Below are 15,952 nucleotides of genomic sequence, written 5' to 3' on the forward strand. Positions count from 1 at the left end.
TAAGATTACTTAGCTGAGGCTGACTTACCCGACTTACGACGGATAACCTCACCCTTGAACAAGATACCCTTACCCTTGTAAGGCTCCGGCATACGGAAAGAACGAATTTTTGCGCAAATCATACCCAGCAGCTGCTTGTCGCATGACTCCAAAACAATCTGGGGGTTCTGGTTACGCTCCATCTTGGTTTCAACCTTTACCTCTTTCGGAAGCTGGATGAAGATGGGGTGTGTATAACCCAGCGAGAACTCAATGATATTGCCCTGGTTTGAAACACGGTAACCTACACCGACCAATTCCATCTCCTTCTTGTAACCCTCGCTAACACCAACAACCATGTTGTTTACAAGAGCACGATAAAGACCATGGAATGCCTGCTTCTGCTTAACATTCACAGGACTGTTCTCATCAATTTCAAATGTAACGTGGCCATCAGCGATAGACACCTTGATAGAAGGATCTACCTTCTGAGCAAGTTCGCCCTTGGGACCCTTTACTGTAATAACACCGTCCTGACCCTGGGCAACAGTAACGCCTGCAGGGATACTAATTGGTAATTTTCCTATTCTTGACATAATCAAATCCTCCAATTAATAAACGTAGCAAAGAACCTCGCCGCCAATCTTCAACTGAGCAGCCTCTTTGTCTGTCATTACACCTTGGGATGTAGATAAGATGGCGATACCTAATCCGTTAATTACTCTCGGCATGTCTTTGTAACCAGTGTACTTACGAAGACCTGGTGTTGACACGCGCTTCAGGCACTTGATGGCATTTGCCTTCGTGGCAGGGTCGTATTTCAAGGCAACCTTGATAGTACCCTGAGGGCCGTCCTCAATGAACTTGTAGTTCAGGATGTAACCCTTCTCGAAGAGGATCTTTGTGATTTCCTTCTTCAAGTTAGACGCAGGAACCTCAACCACACGGTGGTTGGCCATAATGGCGTTTCTGAGTCTTGTCAGATAATCTGCTATTGGATCTGTCATAAAATAAATTGTTTAATTAATCGGGACTACCCCGACAATATTAAAAACTAAATGTCTCTTCTTTCTCTGGAGATGATTACCAACTGGCCTTCTTTACACCTGGAATCAGACCGCTTGATGCCATCTCACGGAACTGAATACGTGAAAGACCGAACTGACGCATATATCCTTTGGGACGGCCAGTGATCTTACAACGATTGTGCAGGCGGATAGGATTGGCGTTCTTGGGGATGCTCTGCAGTTTGCGAGCGGCCTCGTAAGCCTCAGAGGGATCCTCAGACGTTGCGATAATCTTCTTCAAGGCTTCACGCTTTTCTGCGTAACGGGCAACAAGCTTTGCGCGCTTTACCTCACGAGCCTTCATTGATTCTTTTGCCATATCTCTTAATCGTTTTTAGCGTTCTTAAACGGCAGGCCGAAAGCTTTCAGCAGAGCAAAACCCTCTTCGTCTGTCTTGGCAGTTGTCACGAAGGTAATGTTCATGCCCTGAATTCGGTCTACGGTATCGATGTTGATCTCAGGGAAGATAATCTGCTCCTGAATACCCAGTGTGTAGTTACCACGACCATCGAACTTGCTCTCAATACCCTTGAAGTCGCGGATACGAGGCAAAGCTACGCGGACGAGCTTCTCCAGGAATTCATACATACGCTCACGACGTAAAGTGACCATGACGCCGATAGGCATCTTCTTACGCAGCTTGAAGTTGGCGATATCCTTTTTAGAATAGGTAGCGACAGCCTTCTGACCGGTAATGGTCGTGATTTCGTTGATTGCTACGTCGATGATTTTCTTGTCCTGTGTAGCATCACCAAGACCTTGGTTGACTACAATCTTCTTCAGGACGGGAACCTGCATCTTTGAGCTGTAGTTGAACTGCTTCTCCAATGCCGGAGCAATCTGCTCGACATAGGTCTTCTTCAATTGTGCTGTATTTGCCATTACTTAATCTCCTCCCCTGACTTTTTAGCGATACGAACGACGTTCTTGCCCTCGTGCTTGATAGCCACACGGGTAGCCTTGCCGCTCTTAGGATCGATAAGACTTAAATTAGAGATATGTATCGGAGCTTCCTGCTTCACGATACCACCCTGCGGGTTCTTAGCGCTCGGTTTCGTGCTCTTAGAGACCATATTAACGCCCTCTACGATGGCACGCTGCTTCTCAACGAGAACTTTGAGCACCTTACCAGTCTTGCCCTTGTCCTCACCGGCCAGGACCATGACTGTATCGTTTTTTCTGATATGTAACTTAGCCATTACTTTAATACTTTTTATTGTTAAAGAACCTCAGGTGCCAGTGAAACGACTTTCATGTTAACGGCACGGAGCTCACGGGCTACGGGGCCGAAGATACGGCTACCGCGGAGCTCACCAGCGTTGTTCAACAGTACACAGGCATTGTCGTCAAAGCGAATGTATGAACCATCAGCACGACGGATTTCCTTCTTGGTACGAACAACCAGAGCCTTCGATACTGCACCCTTTTTAACGTCACTTGTGGGGATTGCGTTCTTAATAGCAACAACAATCACGTCACCTACGCTGGCGTAGCGACGGCGAGTACCACCCAACACACGGATGCAGAGGGCCTCACGGGCGCCGCTGTTGTCAGCAACGGTCAGTCTTGTTTCTGTTTGTATCATAATTACTTAGCCTTTTCTACGATTTGTACTAATCTCCATCTCTTTGTCTTAGAGAGAGGACGGGTTTCCATGATGAGCACTGTATCACCTACATTGCACTCATTCTTCTCATCGTGAGCATGGTACTTCTTTGTCTTCTGGACAAACTTACCATAAATAGGGTGTTTCTCCTTGAACTTAGCTGCAATAACAATGGTTTTATCCATTTTGTTGCTGATAACGACACCCTGTCTTGTCTTTCTTAAATTTCTTGTTTCCATCTGGACCATTATTATTTGTTAAGTTCTCTCTGACGGAGTTCTGTCTTCATACGTGCAATTTCACGACGTGCAGCCTTAATCTGTGATGGATTCTCCAGCGGGGTGACAGCATGGTTCAACTTCATCTGGTTGTACTTTGCAGTCTCGCTCTCTACGCGCTCAGCCAATTCCTTGGTCTCGAGGCTCTTAATTTCTGTCATCTTCATAGCTTAAGCGTTTTTATCGTAATCACGTCTAACAACAAACTTAGTCTTCACGGGGAGCTTCTGAGCACCGAGGCGAAGAGCCTCCTTAGCAGTCTCAAAAGGCACACCCTCTACTTCAAAGAGGATACGACCCGGGGTAACTGGTGCAACCCATCCTGCGGGATCACCCTTACCTTTACCCATACGTACGTCAGCAGGCTTACGAGTAATGGGTTTATCCGGGAAGATACGAATCCATACCTGACCTTCACGGTTCATATAACGATTGATTGCAACACGAGCTGCCTCAATCTGGCGGCTGTCGATCCATTTGGCATCAAGCGTCTTGATTCCGAAAGAGCCGAAAGCCAGCTGCGTTCCGCGGTGAGCGTTGCCCTTATTGCCACGTCCATCCTGCGGTCTTCTATATCTTACTCTTTTTGGTTGTAACATGATAGCTTCTTTCTTTAATAATTAATTACTTCTTCTTATTGCGGAATCTTCTGCCACCACCGTTGTTACCACCGTTAGAGCGGGCATTACCCTTCTCTTGAGTGAAGTTAGGAGCCAAGTCTACCTTTCCATAAACCTCACCACGGCAAATCCAGACTTTCAGACCCAGCAGACCAACCTTGGTCAGGGCCTCTGCCTGGCAGTAATCGATGTCGGCGCGGAAGGTGTGCAGAGGGGTACGACCTTCCTTAATCATCTCGCTACGTGCGATTTCAGCACCGTTCAGACGGCCAGAGATCTGCACTTTGATACCTTCAGCTCCTGCACGCATCGTGTTAGCCACAGCCATCTTGATAGCACGGCGGTAAGCAATCTTACCCTCTATCTGGCGAGCGATGTTGTTTGCTACGATGTTAGCATCGAGCTCAGGCTTCTTTACCTCATAGATATTAATCTGAATCTCTTTGTCGTAGAGTTTCTTCAACTCTTCCTTGAGCTTGTCGACATCCTGACCACCCTTACCAATGACCAAACCCGGACGGGCTGTGCAAATAGTGATGGTAACCAGTTTCAGCGTACGCTCGATGACAATCTTCGAGATGCTGGCCTTGGCCAGACGCTCGTTCAGATACTTACGGATTTTCTGATCCTCTACCAGGTTGTCTCCGAAGTTCTTGCCTCCGAACCAATTTGAATCCCAACCCTTGACGATACCAAGACGGTTGCTAATTGGATTAACTTTCTGTCCCATACCTTTTACTTATCATTAGTTTTAGCGTCAACAAACAGAGTCACGTGGTTCGAACGTTTACGGATACGATAGCCACGACCCTGAGGTGCCGGTCTCATACGTTTCATTGTCACACCCTCGTCAACAAAGACGCGGCTTACATAGAGCTCACCGTCCTCTGCCTTGCGGTCATTCTTGGCCTCCCAGTTGGCGATAGCCGAGCGGAGCAGCTTTTCGACATTCTCAGAAGCTGCCTTCTTTGAGAATCTCAGCACGCCGAGAGCACGGTTCACCTCCATGCCGCGAATCATGTCAACGACATAGCGCATCTTGCGAGGTGAAGAGGGACAGCCTTTCAGCTTTGCAAAATATTGCGTTTTCTTGGCCTCTTTAATCTTTTCGGCCATTAATCTTTTTCTGTTTCCCATTATTGCTTCTTTTTAAATGGATGAACCCGTGTTACTTCTTGTTACCGGCATGACCACCAAAACGACGCGTAGGAGCGAACTCACCGAGCTTGTGTCCTACCATGTTTTCAGTAACATACACAGGGATAAATTTGTTTCCGTTATGAACTGCAACTGTATGTCCCACGAAATCCGGGGAAATCATTGAAGCTCTGGCCCATGTCTTAACGACACTCTTCTTACCGCTCTCATTCATGGCGAGAATCTTCTTCTCAAGCGATACGTTGATGTACGGGCCTTTTTTTAATGAACGACTCATAATTTACTCTTTCTTAACTTCGTGATTACTTCTTGTTAGCTCTTTCGATAATGTACTTGTTCGAAAGCTTCTTCGGTGCGCGAGTCTTGAGACCCTTAGCGTACAAGCCCTTACGTGAACGTGGATGACCACCAGACTGACGTCCTTCACCACCACCCATCGGGTGATCGTGCGGGTTCATAACAACACCACGGTTGTGAGGACGACGTCCCAACCAGCGAGAACGGCCAGCCTTACCAGACTGCTCCAAAGCATGGTCAGAGTTACCTACACTTCCGATTGTAGCCTTACAAGCTGAGAGCACCTGACGGGTCTCACCTGAAGGGAGCTTAATCACGCAGTAGCTGCCCTCACGAGAAGTCAGCTGAGCGAAATTACCAGCCGAACGAACGAGCAAAGCACCTTGTCCCGGACGTAATTCAATGTTGTGAATTACAGTACCTACGGGGATGTTGGCCAGCGGAAGCGCATTACCTACCTCAGGCACTGCGTCTGCACCCGACATCAAGGTTGCACCAACCTCAAGTCCGTTAGGAGCAATAATATAACGTTTTTCACCATCAGCATAGTAGAGCAATGCGATGCGAGCCGAGCGATTCGGATCGTACTCAATTGTCTTTACTACAGCTGGAACACCATCTTTCTCTCGCTTGAAGTCGATCAGACGATACTTCTTCTTATGACCACCGCCCATGTAGCGAACAGTCATCTTACCGGTATTGTTACGACCACCAGTTGAACGCTTACCGTAAACGAGAGACTTCTCTGGCACGGATGCAGTAATGTCCTCGAACGTGCCAATAACCTTGTGTCTTTGACCCGGAGTTACGGGTTTTAATTTACGTACTGCCATTTCTTATTACTGAATATTGCTATAAAAATCAATGCTGTCGCCCTCCTTAAGAGTAACGATTGCCTTCTTGAACGCGTTCTTCTGACCTCTCACGAGACCTGCCTTAGTATAGCGCGACGAGCGCTTTCCAGCATAGCGAAGCGTATTCACGTCCTCAACTGTAACATTATACAGAGCCTCAACCTCCTTGGCGATTTCCACCTTGTTAGCTTCAGGCTTCACGATGAAACCATACTTGGGCTGAGCCTTCTTTGTCACTTCCTCACCACGGTGTTTACCGGTCTTTGGCTTGTAAGTCTTATCGGCAGAAGACTTCTCTGTAATGTTATTCATTTTCTCTGTAATCAGAGGCTTAATAATAAATGCCATATCTTTAGTCTCCTTTATTTATTTAAAACACCGTCGATGGCCTTCAGAGAGTTCTCAGTAATTACCATTACGTCAGCATTAAGTACCTTATAGGTATTAACGTTGGTAGCAATGATAACCTCAGACTTCTGCAGGTTGCGAGCCGACAAATATACATTTTTATTTGCTTCTGGCAAAACCATCAGCATCTTCTTACCCTCGACTTTCAAGTTCTTTGCGATGTTGATAAACTCCTTGGTCTTGGGAGCCTCAAAGTTGAAATCCTCAACAACGATGATAGCCTTCTCCTGAGCCTTGTAAGACAAAGCTGACTTACGGGCAAGAACCTTCACCTTCTTGTTCAACTTGAAACCATAATCACGGGGTGTAGGACCAAAAACACGGCCACCACCACGAAGCAGCGGAGAGTTGATATCACCATGACGAGCACCGCCGCCGCCTTTCTGACGACCCAGCTTGCGGGTAGAACCTGCATGCTCGCTACGCTCCTTTGACTTAGCTGTTCCCTGACGCTGGTTAGCCATGTACTGCTTGACATCCAGATAGATAACATGGTCGTTAGGCTCAATACCGAAGATGGCCTCGTTCAACGTAACTTTACGTCCGGTCTCCTGACCTTTGATATTCAATACGTTCAATTCCATAGCTTACTTCTCAATTAAAACAGTTGAACCATTACAACCAGCGCAGCTACCCTTCACAAGAAGCAGGTTGTGCTCCGGTATTACCTTTAACACTTTGAGGTTCTGCGTTGTTACGCGGTCGCCACCCATTTGGCCACCCATGCGCATTCCCTTGAAAACCTTTGCGGGATAAGAGCAGGCACCGATAGAACCCGGCTTACGCAGACGGTCATCCTGACCGTGAGTGCTCTGGCCAACACCACCAAAACCGTGGCGCTTAACGACACCCTGGAAACCCTTACCTTTCGAGGTTCCTACAACATCAACGAACTCTGTGTCGTTGAACAACTCAACAGTGATCGTGTCACCGAGGTTGTGTTCCTCGTCGAACTTGAACTCGGCCAAGTGGGCCTTTGGTGTTGTACCTGCCTTCTTGAAGATTCCCATCATCGCTTTGGTGGTGTTCTTCTCCTTCTTGTCGCCATAAGCGAGCTGAAGAGCAGCATAGCCGTCCTTCTCGACGGTTTTCACCTGAGTAACAACACAAGGACCACATTCGATAACAGTGCACGGTACATTTTTACCGTCGGCACTGAAAACGGAAGTCATTCCGATTTTTCTTCCAATTAATCCTGGCATTTCAGTTTAAAATTTAAATAATAATGTGAATATATTCTGTTTCTTTTTAAGTGCCGCCATAAGAACTGCGCTGCAAAACACACTTAAAAAGAAACACACTCACTTCTTCCAAATTGAAGGTTAAGTCGCTCTTTGTCAGCGTATTGATGGCCTGCCGGCCAGCGCAATACTCACTTTAGCGGCTGCAAAGGTACACATAATAAATAATATACACAATACTTACAACCTTGTTTATAACATCTTTTAACTGTTTTAGAAATTTTTAATATTCTATCTTATGCCATATGTCGCTGATGGTGGCACACGAAGAATAAATTGGCTCACAAAGTGCAGAACACTCTGTGAGCCAATCAAGATTTGCGTTTCCTGCATCTCAGTGCTTCTCAGCCTTACTGGACGAGACTGAAATCACTGTTTGCGTATACGGTCGTCGTGTCCTTGTGACTCACCGTAAGGGTCGGTTGCAGTGTGTACTTGTAGTTACGTGGATTCCCGTTGTCCTTCCTGGCCTTGAAGGTCACCATATACTGATTGTTGGAGTTGAAGAAGCCGAGCACCCTCTCGCCACCGTTGGGGATGGTGTTGCGGAATTCAGTAACCTTCTTGCCATTGTCAGCCCTGCTGACTACCACGTCTGAGATGGTCGAGTCGTTGCGCAGGTCGTTCTTCAGCTTGATGGCTCCGCCGGTGACGTTGACCACGGTCGGCATCCAGCGGCTGTCTTTGCCCTCTCTCTCAAAGGTGGAGGTTTCAAGATCGGAATAGGTGGCCCACCAGCTCTGCACGGCCAACTTTGCCTTCAACCAGGTATCGATTGCATACGGTTTTTGGGACTGATTGTCTTTGCCGTTACGGTCGTACCACATCCAGACGCCGTGTATGCTCTGTGAGCTGCGGGATGCCTGGTTGTTCTTCACGTCGAAACCGCGACTCTCACTAAATTTCCACTCAGGTAGGTTGTTGAACACCAAGTGCCAGCGGGCCCAGTTGCCGTTCTTCCGCTCGTTCAGGATGTCCACGTCTTTGATGTTGCGCTTCTCCGAATGGGTCCATTCCCAGCCATATTTGACATTTATCAAGTCGATATTGGCTCCGAGTTCCCCACCTTTATCATTAATGCCTGCTTTTCCCCCGATGCTATGGCTGAAGTTCAGGCTGAAGCCGTTTTTGTCCTCGTAGGACGTCTCGCCCCTGGTGGTTTCGGGCGATGGTGCGCCGCTGGCGGGGAACATGATGCGGTCGTTGGTGTCCTCATTCCAGTCTGCATCGAGAGTCGACATCTTCGTGGCGAGGTGCGACTCCACCCAGAAGTCGGTCGTGTAGGCTCCGCACCAGCGCACAAGAACAAGTCCGTGCCTGTTCCATCCCTTGCCCTTCCACAGATCTGCTGAGTTTACAGTGGCATTCATCTTCATGCCATAGTAGTCGCCGGCACCCGCAGCACCCTCATACACGTGTACCGTATAGATGTCGTATTCGGTATCCAGCTCTAAGTTTCCATTTATCTTGTCCGGGTCCGAATTGCCGCCCAGTTGCCTAAAGGTGTGGCTGACAGTGAATGGCTGGTAGACATGCTCGTGCGTGTGGCCGGCAAAGTCCTCCATCTTGGCCGTCTTCTCGCCAGCAGCCTTCCTGGCAGCAGCCGTGAAACGGGCGGCGTCCTCTTTATCGTACGTTTCAACGCCATTGATGTATTCCATCACATCGCCCAGCATGCTCGAGATGTAAGCATAATAATACTGCGCCGCCATCATTTGCAGCAGGATCGGGTCGAAGTCCTCATCCACGATGGGTTTCTTGACATAATAGTAATCGTCATGATTGTTGAAGGCGAATATCATCAGCGAGTTATCAACATTGTACGTAGCGACGTCGAGCCAGTCGTGGCTGTCCTTATATGCCTCCAGCTCGGCGGCATCGGGATTCCACACAGCAATGACCTTGCCGTTGGAATACACCTCTTTCAGATAATCCTCGCTGACGTCCGTCAGTTTGTCGACCATCACGAAGTCAACGTCGGCTTCAGGCGTGCCTACCACGTCGCTCACGCCCCACTCAAAGGCCTGCATCAGATTTTCGTCCAGGCCGGCGGCCAGGTATGCCTTGCCTGACAGCCAGACTGTTGGGTCGAATTCGGCCGGACCTTCATACTCCGACGGGTCGTCAGCAACTGGATTGTCATCATTTACAACACAGGAAGTAAGCCCTCCTCCGCAGCAAATCAGGACAGCTGCGAACATCCAATTAAATAATTTTCTCATATCAGTCATAATTTGGTTAGTAATTTAGTTAAATACTTGGGGACGAAGATACGAAAAAAGTCTCTAACTTCCAAACGATTTGGGCAAAAAGTTGATATTACACCGTCTCCGATTCCCCGAGGGTCTCACCGCAAAGTGAATCCAGATGACGCTGCGCTTCTGCTCTATCAGCAGTTCGTCGAAGTCCTCGCGGCTCATATCGCTGATGTCGAGCAAGATGGCAGCATAGCGCAAAGCCTGTTCCATGCCGATGCAACGGATGTCCACGGCGCACCCCGTCAGGTGGTTCGACGTAGGCACACCACCCACCGCCTTGTTCACCTCCGCTGACCGGAACCCCGAGTTGATGATAATCGGGTCGTCCCCATCGCCATACTTGTCGTTCCACCGCTTCCGCAGACGTTCCAGCCATCGGCACACCCGTTTTAAGTTCTCCACTTGTGCCTCTGATGGCACGTTCTCTATTCCCGTCTTTGTTTTGGTTAACTCAGCGAGCGTCATGTGCTCGCTGAGGTTAGTTTGTTCATTCATTTCTTCTTTTTGTTTACGTTAATTGGTGTACTATTAGGAAATGCGATGCTGTAGGCCGCGTCGAGGGCCTTCAGATTGATTTTCCAAAAACTGATGCCGGCACGTACGGCTACGATAGCACGTAAGAGTTCACGGTGCTTGCGAGGACAGAGACTAGGCAGAGGCAACTCGTTCCAACCTTCCTGCTCGCACAGGTGGCATACCTCCCAGATAAAGTTGTCATTAGCTTCGGCTGGGAACCACGACTTCAACACATTGCGGATACAGAACCGCTTATACTGACCTCCGAGGAGGCACCTCGTGCGCTCCAGCTTACGCCAGAGCTGCACAAAGTATTCTTCATTATTCTGAATCTCAATCATAGTTTCAAAATCGAAAATGACCAAATGACCATGACCAAATGACCGCGTTACAACTTACGATAGTTGCCATCCTCTTCGAGCACTACCAGCCCTTGCTTGCGCCAGTTCTTCAGCATCTGGCGGACGGTGTTGTGGGTCACATTGGCTCCCTTAACCACTACCGAGTGCTGCATAGCCTGCTCGAAGGTAAACTGGATGTCCAGTCGCTCAAAGATAGAGTCGTTCTTGCCTCGCTTCTGTCGTTCACCGTGCATACCACCCGCATAGTCACGACTCAGGAAAGCGTTCTCAATGCGGTCGCGGAAGAAGTAGAGGGCGTTCTCCAACAGCGAGTCGGCTATTACGTCGTAGGCCTCCATCATAGTGGGTGTCTGCGCCTTCAACAACATTTCTTTCCACAGGTTTGGTTGCTGTTTCAACTTCGCCTCCGCTCCACTCAGTCCGTGCTTCTGAATCAGCGTCTCACATACCTTGCAGAGCATCAGGCAACACGTCATTCTTTGCGCTGTGACACAGACACGGAAGCGCTGACGGGCACGGGTGCGGTCGTCGTTCTTCATCGTCTCCAGACGGATGCGCTCCACCCATTCGCGACCCTTTGCCTCCAGTTTCGGCAGCACCACCTCGCCATACATCAAGGGCAACAGGTGGGCTACCTGCTGGATGCGCTCACGCTGGCGGTCGGTCAGCACCGGCGGCTTGTCCTCCAGCGGTGCAAACGTGTTGTCGGGTGTGCGGGCTACGGCTATACGGCTCTGAAAACCGTCGGTGTAGTTGGATACCACACGATAGAGCGCATCCGGTGTGCCGCACATACAGACGTTCCACAACAATTTCTCGATATGCACGTTCACCGCATCAGCCGAGCGGGCCTCGCGCTCATACTTCGTACCGTCGTAGCTCTGGCGGAGCATCACCGAGAAGTCGCTCATCGTCGATTTCCACTTCTGCGCCACCGTGTCGGCCTCGGGGGTGAACGAGAAGGCGTGCTTGCCCTCGGTGTTGGCCAGTCGCTCGGCCAGGTTGGCAACGGTGTTGTTCAGCGTCAGACAGCGCACGGGCAGCTTCGGCTCCTCGGGTTGCTCCTTCTTGTTCTTTGCTGCCCGCTTCTTGGCGCGCCACTCGTCCTCCTGCATCTGGTACATCTTGTCCAGCGCCACAATCTCACTCATCCAGGCTTCCACCACGGGGTCAATACCGCCCTTACCACTGGCGAAATCACCTGCTATATAAGAGATAAGGTTAAGCCCCTTCTTCTGACCGTGCACGTCCAGTGTCACACCCGTTGCCAGCGTGCCGATGCAGGGGCAGACGGCCGTCACTACAGGCATCGCCAACGCTGGGCCTACGGCATCGATGGAGTCGCGAATGCCCTGCGGCAACCTCTTCAAGCCTAAGCCCCCAAGGGGGAGAGGGGCTGGCGCGTTGATTTCCTCGTCATCGGTGTAACTACTCCCCTCGCCCTTTGGAGAGGGGTCGGGGGTGAGGCTGTTCAGCACATTTCTCAAGCGGATGGGGAATCCGTTGAACTCCGAACTCAAGGCGCTCTTAATCTTCGCCCGCTTCTCTTCTATCGGGAATCCGTCGTAGCAGGGAATCACCTGGTCGAGCCACTCAAAGTTACGTCCGCAGATGTGCCTGAGGTCGCATGCCAACTGATAGGTCAGCGTGTCGCGGTCTCCCTGCGTAGGTTCAAAGCCGTTGTTGTTCACCTCCCAATACTTCTTGACGATGTCCTTAAACGGGATGCCGTGGTAGTGGGTGGGGAAGGGCAGACCCTCCCCCGGCAGACCCTCCCCCGGCAGACCCTCCCCCTTCCCCTCCCTGTGAGTGAGGGGAGTAGTATGCTGCAGTTCCTGAGAGTGACTGCTCTCCCCCTGCAGGGGGAGTTGGGAGGGGGTCTGCCTGAATATCGCATCATCCAAATAAATCAGCTCCGCCTCCGTGGTGGTGAAGAACACGCGGGTAATGTCCTTGGCACCCTTGTCGTACTCCACGCCCAGCAGATCGCTTGCCCAACGCAGATTGTCCTCCTGCGACAGCTCCTCGCGGCGACGAAATACCAGGTGGAAACCCTTCGACGCCGAGCGTTCCAGCATCAGCAGTCCCAGCGCATCCTTCTTCGACAGCACCATTTCGGGAACCTTCTTCAGCCATTCCTCCTTCCTGGCAGCTATCTGCTCTTCCCCTTCATGGGGAAGCGGGGAAGGGGTCCAGTCCACATCCATCCCCACCGTCGTACTCATGCGTTTCGAGCCTTTCAGCGTGCCGTCGTCGTTGGGCAGACAGCTGTAGTTCATCTGCACCAGACTGCTCTTGCGGCTCTCGTCACCCTGGCGCACCGCCTGGACGACTGCCTGCTGCTCGCCGCCGTTGCGCAGTGCCAGATACTCTTCTCTCGTGTGGACGGGGCGCATCATCTTCACCCCGTCCTTGTAATAAATCATGTGTACACTCATGGTCATTAGAAATTAGGATATCCGAGTTTTGAGTTCAAGTATTTCAGTCCGCTGATGGTCCACGTCATATACGTGTGTACCTTCTTCTCACCCTTCAGCGAGTACGACACGTGTGTACGCAGGCGCACTAGGTCGCGCCCAACGAGGTCGTCCGAGATGTTCCAGCGTCCGTGGCGATAGTATTGGATGCCCATGTCGCGCACCACGCAGTTGAAGTCATAGACCGACATGTTGAACGTCTTGGCCACTTGGGTAGCAGTCAGCGTGTCCTCCGCAGACTCGTTCATCATACGAAGTGTGCGACCTACAATGGCGTCGGCACGGTCGATAATCTCTTTATTGGAGAGCTGGCGCCCTTGCGCATCCTTCGTGGGGATATAGCCGCCCGTCTGTCGGATCTGTGGTAGCACCTCAGCTGTCACCCAGCGCTTGAAGGCCTTCGCCTGTGGCAGTTTAGAAGAGAGGATGAGCGCGTAGAGGCCTGACTCGTTGACAAACAGCGCGTTTGTCTTGTAGTTAGAACCAGATACCTGAATCGGGTATGTGGTTTTGTCCTCAGGGTCAACGTGCACTTGCAGCGCATTCGAAGGATTTCTATACCCCAGCGCCGTAGCCACGTCTTTGCCCACGAACATGATTTGGTTATTAACTTGGCAAGTACGAATCTCGCCGAAAATATCACTTGTAAAAATTGTAATTTCAGTTTTTGATTTCATTGTGTTTGAGTTTTTAGCGAGAAGAAGGTTGGAATCTTTGCGCATTTACCCGGGAACATCCTCCTCACTTCAACTCAGGGTTAATAAATTAAAGATTAAATTCTGTTTTTTTTGGCACGCATCTTTGACCAAGGTCAAAGCGAGCAAAGCTCGAGCGGGCCACGGAATACACGGAATTTTCTAGGGCAAAACAGTGTCCATCCGTGTCCATCCGTGCCTAATAATAAGGTCGCGCAGTCCGTGTCCATGCGTGCCTAATTTTTGTTGGTAGGTTGTTGTATCAGTATGTCAAAGAGCACTTGTGATTGATTCACGGTGCAAAGGTACGGCGAATAAAAAACAAAAACCCCCTACGCAGGGGGTACGCGTAGGGGGTACGGATTAACGTATGTGACTGACTGTCAGTCTAGAATCTTTTTCAGCCTATCTTGGAATTCCAGCGACTTTACTTGGTTAAGGGCGGTATTATAAAGCCATCATCCATCACGCTGTGCACTCCAGTAATCCCGACACCACTTATAGTATGGGATAACCAAGATTGTCCTTCCAACTTTTTCTATGATACCATCCTGATTCCAGGTGATAATCAGCAGATTGTCGCATTTCAGTTCACCGGCACATTCAAGGATGCTGTCAACTTCACGCTTTTCCGTCTTCTTTCCTGTCATGTCATAACACACCTGAATCAGTTGCTTGACATTGAAATTTTCACGGACGACAAAGTCTGTCTCACGGTCATTGCGAGAGTGGTAATAGAATAGATTATCGCCAACCTTATTCTTTCTTCTCAGTAGTTCCAAAAACACAAGATTTTCCAATAGTCTGCCTTTATTCTCTGTAGTCTGGAAAGCATTGGAGGCAAGGAAACCGTTATCAACCACATAAACTTTCTGAGGTGCTTTCTGCATCAGTTTCAATTTGTTGTTATAACGGGGCAGATAGAAGAATAAATATGTCTGCTGGAGGTAGTTGCAAAACTTCTGTAGTGTTGACTTGCTGGAAAAATCAAGATCATCCTTCAGCGATGAGTATGTAAACTCGTTACAGAACATACTTACAAGATAGGTCGCCAGCTGGTACAACTCTGTAGTCTTGCGGATTTTGTATCTTTTGGCAATATCTTTCAGAATGATGGAGTCAAAAAGAGAACTGAGATAACTCTCGGTAATCTCCCTGCTATTGATAATCTCGGGGTAACCGCCATAGTGCATATAGTCTTCGACCTGTAACATCAGCGTAGCTCTTTCATCGGGCAATTCTGACTGCCATTCCTGCTGCTTGAATCTGAAACACTCTGTCAGCGAGAAAGGCAGCACCTCTATCTCCAGATAGCGGCCAGTGAGAACCGTGCCCATCTCGCTTGACAGCAACTTTGAATTAGAGCCTGTTATAAGCAGGTTATAGCCGCGCCGATAGAGTTTGGCCACCCACACGTCCCAATGTTCAAGGTTCTGTATCTCATCAAGTAACAAATAATTAAAACCAGGATAGACCTCTAAGAGAGCCTGCATGGCTGTATCTTCATCAAAACGCTCCAATAACTGTTCATCGTCGAAGTTCAGATATGCAAAGTTTTTGCCCTTTAATAGCAAAAGAGTAAGCACAGACTTGCCAGCCCTTCGAGGACCGGTTATCAGTTTGATGAGTGGTGAGGAAAGAAATGACTCCGCCTCCATCTGATAGTCGCGTGGGAGGAAGACTTTTTCCAAAAGACCGTCACGCTCTTTACGCTGTGAAAGTACGATAGACCTCATAATTATGACCAATTTTTACTTTTTACTGGACAAAATTAGCAAAATTTGTCCAATACAACAAATATTTTGAACATAATCTGCAATTTCTTCTGTTAATTTAACACTAACTCGGCTGGAAGGGTTTATCAGAGAATACACCGGAATGGTTAATGGTACAAAATAATAGTGGACTGACCTAATTGTCAACCCACTATTATGTGCAAAAAATAGTTAATCCCTTTAGTTGTCCGCACACAGGCCATCTTACCTCTTACATCAGCCATCAGCCCTCAAGTGCACAATAGGGTCGGTTCCGCTGTGCACTCAAAAGAGTGCCCCACAAGGGGCCTCTTTTTTAAATGAGAAATGAAAGAAATGAAAGAAATTAAAATGAGAAATGAATTATGAAGAAGAATCGGAT

At 49.1% G+C, this 15,952-nt stretch carries 22 protein-coding genes; all 22 read right to left on the reverse strand.

From position 1 onward, the window contains the following. Positions 1–5: 5 nt before the first annotated feature. On the reverse strand, positions 6–575 hold the full coding sequence (gene rplF, locus BLU47_RS06580; RefSeq protein ID WP_091960105.1) for a 50S ribosomal protein L6: 570 nt from the start codon (positions 573–575) through the stop codon (positions 6–8). A 15-nt stretch (positions 576–590) separates the two neighbouring features. Further along, positions 591–986: a 30S ribosomal protein S8 gene (gene rpsH / locus BLU47_RS06585; RefSeq protein WP_091960108.1), complete on the reverse strand. Its 396-nt coding sequence runs from the start codon at positions 984–986 to the stop codon at positions 591–593. Positions 987–1,062: 76 nt separating this feature from the next. Continuing rightward, on the reverse strand, positions 1,063–1,365 hold the full coding sequence (gene rpsN / locus BLU47_RS06590; protein ID WP_091960110.1) for a 30S ribosomal protein S14: 303 nt from the start codon (positions 1,363–1,365) through the stop codon (positions 1,063–1,065). A 5-nt stretch (positions 1,366–1,370) separates the two neighbouring features. Further along, positions 1,371–1,928 carry a 50S ribosomal protein L5 gene (gene rplE, locus BLU47_RS06595; RefSeq protein ID WP_091960113.1) on the reverse strand — a complete coding sequence of 186 codons (558 nt, stop codon included), beginning with the start codon at positions 1,926–1,928 and terminating at the stop codon, positions 1,371–1,373. After that, complete coding sequence (gene rplX, locus BLU47_RS06600) at positions 1,928–2,245, reverse strand: 50S ribosomal protein L24 (RefSeq protein ID WP_091960116.1); 318 nt, start codon at positions 2,243–2,245, stop codon at positions 1,928–1,930. The genes rplE and rplX overlap by 1 nt, the downstream gene beginning before the upstream one ends. A 20-nt stretch (positions 2,246–2,265) precedes the next feature. Then, positions 2,266–2,631 (reverse strand): 50S ribosomal protein L14, encoded by a 366-nt coding sequence (gene rplN / locus BLU47_RS06605; RefSeq protein WP_072290400.1) that lies wholly within the window; start codon positions 2,629–2,631, stop codon positions 2,266–2,268. Between the two features lie 2 nt (positions 2,632–2,633). Further along, positions 2,634–2,900, reverse strand: a complete 267-nt coding sequence (rpsQ, locus tag BLU47_RS06610) for a 30S ribosomal protein S17 (RefSeq protein WP_091960118.1) — start codon at positions 2,898–2,900, stop codon at positions 2,634–2,636. Positions 2,901–2,902: 2 nt separating this feature from the next. After that, positions 2,903–3,097 carry a 50S ribosomal protein L29 gene (gene rpmC / locus BLU47_RS06615; protein ID WP_091960121.1) on the reverse strand — a complete coding sequence of 65 codons (195 nt, stop codon included), beginning with the start codon at positions 3,095–3,097 and terminating at the stop codon, positions 2,903–2,905. A 3-nt stretch (positions 3,098–3,100) separates the two neighbouring features. Continuing rightward, complete coding sequence (gene rplP, locus BLU47_RS06620) at positions 3,101–3,529, reverse strand: 50S ribosomal protein L16 (protein WP_091960123.1); 429 nt, start codon at positions 3,527–3,529, stop codon at positions 3,101–3,103. A 25-nt stretch (positions 3,530–3,554) separates the two neighbouring features. Beyond that, positions 3,555–4,280 (reverse strand): 30S ribosomal protein S3, encoded by a 726-nt coding sequence (gene rpsC / locus BLU47_RS06625; RefSeq protein WP_091960126.1) that lies wholly within the window; start codon positions 4,278–4,280, stop codon positions 3,555–3,557. Positions 4,281–4,285: 5 nt separating this feature from the next. Next, a complete protein-coding gene (rplV, locus tag BLU47_RS06630) occupies positions 4,286–4,687 on the reverse strand; it encodes a 50S ribosomal protein L22 (RefSeq protein ID WP_091960128.1) in 402 nt (133 codons plus the stop codon). Between the two features lie 31 nt (positions 4,688–4,718). Then, entirely contained in the window at positions 4,719–4,985 is a 267-nt protein-coding gene (gene rpsS, locus BLU47_RS06635; RefSeq protein ID WP_091960131.1) for a 30S ribosomal protein S19, read from the reverse strand. A 25-nt stretch (positions 4,986–5,010) separates the two neighbouring features. After that, on the reverse strand, positions 5,011–5,838 hold the full coding sequence (rplB, locus tag BLU47_RS06640) for a 50S ribosomal protein L2 (protein ID WP_091960134.1): 828 nt from the start codon (positions 5,836–5,838) through the stop codon (positions 5,011–5,013). A 6-nt stretch (positions 5,839–5,844) separates the two neighbouring features. After that, positions 5,845–6,207 carry a 50S ribosomal protein L23 gene (gene rplW / locus BLU47_RS06645; RefSeq protein WP_091960137.1) on the reverse strand — a complete coding sequence of 121 codons (363 nt, stop codon included), beginning with the start codon at positions 6,205–6,207 and terminating at the stop codon, positions 5,845–5,847. Positions 6,208–6,221: 14 nt separating this feature from the next. Then, on the reverse strand, positions 6,222–6,851 hold the full coding sequence (gene rplD, locus BLU47_RS06650) for a 50S ribosomal protein L4 (RefSeq protein ID WP_091960139.1): 630 nt from the start codon (positions 6,849–6,851) through the stop codon (positions 6,222–6,224). A gap of 3 nt (positions 6,852–6,854) precedes the next feature. Beyond that, positions 6,855–7,469 (reverse strand): 50S ribosomal protein L3, encoded by a 615-nt coding sequence (gene rplC / locus BLU47_RS06655; protein WP_091960141.1) that lies wholly within the window; start codon positions 7,467–7,469, stop codon positions 6,855–6,857. Between the two features lie 389 nt (positions 7,470–7,858). After that, entirely contained in the window at positions 7,859–9,730 is a 1,872-nt protein-coding gene (locus BLU47_RS06660) for a hypothetical protein (protein ID WP_143025493.1), read from the reverse strand. A gap of 63 nt (positions 9,731–9,793) precedes the next feature. Next, positions 9,794–10,261: a D-Ala-D-Ala carboxypeptidase family metallohydrolase gene (locus tag BLU47_RS06665; RefSeq protein WP_091960147.1), complete on the reverse strand. Its 468-nt coding sequence runs from the start codon at positions 10,259–10,261 to the stop codon at positions 9,794–9,796. Next, positions 10,258–10,623: a hypothetical protein gene (locus BLU47_RS06670; protein WP_091960150.1), complete on the reverse strand. Its 366-nt coding sequence runs from the start codon at positions 10,621–10,623 to the stop codon at positions 10,258–10,260. The genes BLU47_RS06665 and BLU47_RS06670 overlap by 4 nt, the downstream gene beginning before the upstream one ends. A 47-nt stretch (positions 10,624–10,670) precedes the next feature. Next, entirely contained in the window at positions 10,671–12,923 is a 2,253-nt protein-coding gene (locus tag BLU47_RS06675; protein WP_091960190.1) for a DUF3987 domain-containing protein, read from the reverse strand. A gap of 164 nt (positions 12,924–13,087) precedes the next feature. Then, the gene (locus BLU47_RS14970) at positions 13,088–13,798 is read right to left on the reverse strand and encodes a BRO family protein (protein ID WP_218131537.1); all 711 of its coding nucleotides are present in this window, start codon (positions 13,796–13,798) and stop codon (positions 13,088–13,090) included. Between the two features lie 476 nt (positions 13,799–14,274). Beyond that, positions 14,275–15,552 carry an ATP-binding protein gene (locus BLU47_RS06690; RefSeq protein WP_091960153.1) on the reverse strand — a complete coding sequence of 426 codons (1,278 nt, stop codon included), beginning with the start codon at positions 15,550–15,552 and terminating at the stop codon, positions 14,275–14,277. Between the last annotated feature and the right edge of the window lie 400 nt (positions 15,553–15,952).

Source organism: Prevotella sp. tc2-28, assembly GCF_900107705.1.
In the GTDB taxonomy this organism is placed as follows: domain Bacteria; phylum Bacteroidota; class Bacteroidia; order Bacteroidales; family Bacteroidaceae; genus Prevotella.